Origin of the sequence: Protofrankia sp. CiP3, from assembly GCF_917627345.1 — a bacterium.
GTDB lineage: Bacteria > Actinomycetota > Actinomycetes > Frankiales > Frankiaceae > Protofrankia.
In genome coordinates this window covers 1-3,885 of sequence record NZ_CAKJTM010000197.1, presented here as the reverse complement: position 1 = coordinate 3,885, position 3,885 = coordinate 1, and the positions used below count along the sequence as shown (strand labels likewise).

The window sequence follows — 3,885 nt, the reverse complement described above, 5'->3', positions numbered from 1 at the left end:
CCATCGGCATCCCGGCGCAGGGCCGTCCCCGAACCGAGCAGATGCGCGGCCTCGGCCGGAGTCAGACCACGCGGATCCCGCATCGACCGGAGCACCCCGGCGGCGATCTCGTCCAGCCTGGCCACCTCGATGAACGCCTCGCCGTCCCGCCACATCGCCACCGCCAGCTCGGTGACAGCATCCTTCCGTTCGTCGACCGTCAGCTCCGGTGAGCGTTTCTGCTCGTAGACCAGCCACTGATCGACCAGCTCCCGGTACAGATCCGCCGCGGTCACCGAGCCGCCACGCTGACGCGCCTGACGCAGCCGGTCCTCCGCCAGCTCGGCGATGAACGACAGCAGCCGCGGGTTACGTGCCAGATCGGGGAGGTCCCGCACCTCCCCGATCAGCTCGAGGCGGGCTGTTGCCCGTTGCTGTGCCTCCGCACGGCGGGCAGCCGGGTCGGGAATCTCCACCGCCAGCGCGCGGGTGAACCGGCCAACCAGAAAATCATGAATCTGTGTGGGGGTGAACTCCTCCAGCCGGACGATGTACCGGCCGAACGTCCGCTCGACCTTCTCCCCGGTCTTTTTCAACACCTCGTCGTCGGTGAGGAAGAACTCGGCCCGGCTCGTTACGACGATCTTCGTTTGATTGTGATTGTCGAGTGCGGCGAGCAGGGTGTCGAGGTGCGTCTTCGCGCGTTCGTAGGTGACGCGGGCGGCGAGTTCGTCGAAACCATCGAAAATCAGTATCAGTCGGCCGTGCGCCAGCATGTAGCGGAAGGCGTCCAGGTCAGGCCGGCGGACCTCGGAGTCGACCAGGTGCTGGGCGACGAGCCGGTCGATCTCGAGGGACTTCTCCAGCTGCCGCAGTTCGATGAGCATCGGGTCGACGTGCGGGAGGTGGTGGGGTAATGCTAGGGCGAGTTCGTGGGTGAGGAAGGTCTTGCCGTGCCCGGAGTCGCCGAGTACGAGGATGAACCGGGCCTCGTCGGTGGTCAGCCATGTGATGATCTGATCGAGGGCGGTGGGGGTCATCGGGCCGCTGGTCGCGGCGGCTGTACGGTCGACCCGCCGGATGCGCTGCGGTACGTACAGCTCGGGTGGGTAGTCCCGGTCGGTGCGCAGCCGGTCGGTCTGCCGCCCGACGTAGCCGCGCAGGTCCAGCACGCCTTGGTACTCGGGCATGCTCAGCAGCCGTACCCCGCGCCGCTCGGCGTGGTCGACCAGCTCCGGCGTGGCCTGCGTCCCGGCTGTGTAGACGAGGTCGGTGAACAGGCCCGCCCCGAAAGCGGCCACGTACGTGGCCCGGACGCTTCGCGCGAACTCCTCGACCGCGGTCGCGTCCGGGGCGCCGTCGAGCAGACCGACGAGCCCGCGCAGCACGATGCCGCCCCTGTCCAAGCGCACATGCAGGTGGGCGGGCAGCCCGCCGGACGCCTCGATCCGCGTGACCGTCGCGTCCGGGTGGCGCAGGCGGGCCACCTTGGCGACGTCGTCCAGCCTGTCGGGCGGCCGCCGCAGCGACCCGGGCGACCCGTCGGTATGGCCGTCGCCGTCCATGCCCCGGCCATACTGTCCGCGCCGGTGTGGGCCTGCTTCGTCCTCGGTGTCGTCATTCGCGTCGGGGAGCGGGGGCTGTGGCGGGAAGGCCGCGTGCACCGACCGGAACGCGCTCGGTGTGCGTACCGACCAGGAGTTCCCGGCCGGGTCGATGCGCAGGTCACCCGTCCACCGTTTCTGGTCGGGCTCATAGCGGCGGGCATACCGGGTGAAGCCGTCCCGGTCGATGCGGAGCAGCTGGTACTGGTTGGGCACCGCAGCCGGGCGGGCATGCGCGCCGACCGCCGCGCTGCCGGTGGCGACGACCGGCAGCCCGGAGGGCAGCCAGTTCGCCCGCCCGTCGTGGGTGTGGCCGTGCAGCAGCAGGTTCAGCCGCGGGCCGAGGATGCGGTCCAGGTCGTCGGCGTCGCGCAGGTTCTCGTCATCGGAGGTGGCGCCCCGGATCGGGTTGTGATGCACGGCGCCGATCCGCAGCCAGCCATCCCGCTCGTAGCGGCCAAGCGCCTCGGCGACGGCACGCAGCTGGCCCTCACCGAGCCAGCCGTAATGCTCCTCGTGTGACTCCGCCATCGTCGAGTTCAACCCGGCCACGACCACCTTGCGGTCGGGGACCTCGAACAGCGACCACTCCGCGCCGACCTGGAAGCCGATCTCCGCGTCGGCGCCGTAGAACCGCCGCAGCAGGTCGTTGAAACACCTCCACTTCGGCCAGTACGGCGCCTCTGGAGCCCGTTTGAACGCCTGCTCGTGCAGAAAGTAGGACTCGCAGAGCAGCCAGTTGACATCGTGGTTGCCAGGAATGACCATGATCTGGTTCCGGTTGAGGCCGAGGTTTTCCGCCAGCGCGACGAGGAAGTCGTGCACCTGGTCGAACTCGCCCTCGTCACCGGTCTCGGCCAGGTCGCCGGTGACCACGACGAGGTCCGGCCGCAGGCCGTCGATCTCGGCCCGGTCCCGCAGATCGTCGTGCAACCGGCCGAACAGCGACCCGTGGGCACGGTCGGCCTCGGTCAGCCCGGCCCGGCCGAACACATGGTGCGCTCCGAACTGGGTGTCGGAGATGTGCAGCACCGTGACGGCCGGCTCCGTGGGCGTGGTGAGCCTGCCCGCCGTGGGGCTGATCGGGGCCGTCTCACTGAGGGCTGCCGGTTGGTCATCCGGCCCCGGGAATGCGGGTGGTGCGGTCGCGCCGGGGAACAGCGGGGCGACGGTGGGCTTGGCCCGGCCTTCGATGGACGCGGTGATCCCCGCGAGCAATGTGTCGGTGGCGGTCGTCTCGTCATGGCCGACCAGATCGATGTAGGTGGTTGAGCGCAGCAGGCCCTCGGGCCGGCAGTCCGCGACCCGGACCGGCACGATCCGGCGGTTGCGCCCCTCGGGGTCATCCGGCCAGATCGCCAGCCACTCGGCGTTGCCGTACCGGGAGTCGGTCAGGTAGGTGGGGGACAGGACGGGCACCACCCGGGCCGAGGCCGGCAGCGTGCGGTGCATGCTGGCCGCCCAGTTCGTGCCCGGGACGAGGTCCCACGCCTGCACGAACACCCGCGCGGGCCGTTCGCCGAACCGCACCCGTGCCTCAAGCTGCCACGCGATCCACTGCGCCCAGGCGGCGTCCACGCCGGTGTAGCTGACGAAGAAGTCGTAGCGATCGTCACTACCGGAAGCAGGCGTTTTCAGTCGTTGTTCAAGAACATCGACAATTTTTTGGTAGTGGCCGCCGTGACGACGCAGGATGCTCGTGGTGATGGCAGCGAAGGGACGGTCCACAGCCGAGGCTTCCGCCGAAATCGCCGCTTCCGGGTCGGCAAGCAAAGCGGCGATGTCGCGTGCTTCTCCGAAATGGGTGGCGACGTAATCGGTAACCATGGAGAGAACTCGTAGGGACTCGCTGGTCGGTAGGATTTGCAGCAGTTTTTCCCGTACACCTGGCGCGAAGTCGTACCGCATCTGGACTCTACTACTTGGTGCTTGTTCGACCTGCCGGAGAAGGCCAGACAGGAAAATCTCGGCCAGGTGAGACGGGCGGTACTCGGTAAGAGTAGCCCATTGTACCAGACGAAGTATCGGTAGGGTAAATATCGGCGCGGCGGCCAGGTAGGCAGCGAGTTGGTAGGCGCTGGGCGATGCGGTCTGCTGGAACCATGCAAGCCGTTCATCTGTTGTTTCGGACTGGCGATCCGTCGGCACCACAGGGGATGCTAGTGTTGTCGCCGAGCCAGCTGCGCCGACGAGGGCGAGCGACATTGACCTCACCAACCGGTGCGTGCCTCCCACCAGGTCGGCCCACATCCGAATTGACCAGCCTGCCGGTATGATGATGGGTACCGGCAAACTATGTTCG

Annotated in this window: 1 protein-coding gene; it reads right to left on the bottom strand. The window is 68.1% G+C overall.

The window, feature by feature from the left end; genetic code table 11:
* A partial coding sequence (locus MJ797_RS26075) for a TIR domain-containing protein (RefSeq protein ID WP_239342284.1) occupies positions 1-3,410 on the bottom strand: 3,410 nt, incomplete at its 3' end.
* Between the last annotated feature and the right edge of the window lie 475 nt (positions 3,411-3,885).